This window comes from Pleomorphochaeta sp. DL1XJH-081 (assembly GCF_049310885.1).
GTDB lineage: Bacteria > Spirochaetota > Spirochaetia > Sphaerochaetales > Sphaerochaetaceae > CAYZJV01.
This window is the reverse complement of record NZ_JBMDYO010000082.1, coordinates 1-277: the sequence shown is the minus strand read 5'-3', so window position 1 is coordinate 277 and position 277 is coordinate 1. Positions and strand designations below refer to the sequence as shown.

The 277-nt window shown below is 35.7% G+C and carries 1 protein-coding gene; it reads left to right on the top strand.

Annotation, left to right across the window (positions count from 1 at the left end; all coding sequences use genetic code 11):
* Positions 1–170: 170 nt before the first annotated feature.
* Positions 171–277 (top strand): VOC family protein (locus ACODJP_RS13985; RefSeq protein ID WP_422482535.1); only part of this gene is annotated, 107 nt, incomplete at its 3' end.

Genomic DNA, 277 nt, shown 5'->3' with positions numbered 1-277 from the left:
CCAAAACTTTTAGGTGGATATTCGGGTACCATAGTGAGTAATATTGGATACCCAAACTTCTTTTTGATGACCACAATGATCGGGATTCCAATCTTAATTTTAGTTGTTTGGGTTGGAAAACTGCTTAAAGATCATCAAACACATGACATAGAAAAGGCAGGTGAATAAACATGCGAATGCTTCATACAATGTTGCGAGTAGGCAATTTAGAACAATCTTTAAAGTTCTATACCGAAGTATTAGGGATGAAGTTACTTCGTAAGCGTGATTATGAAGA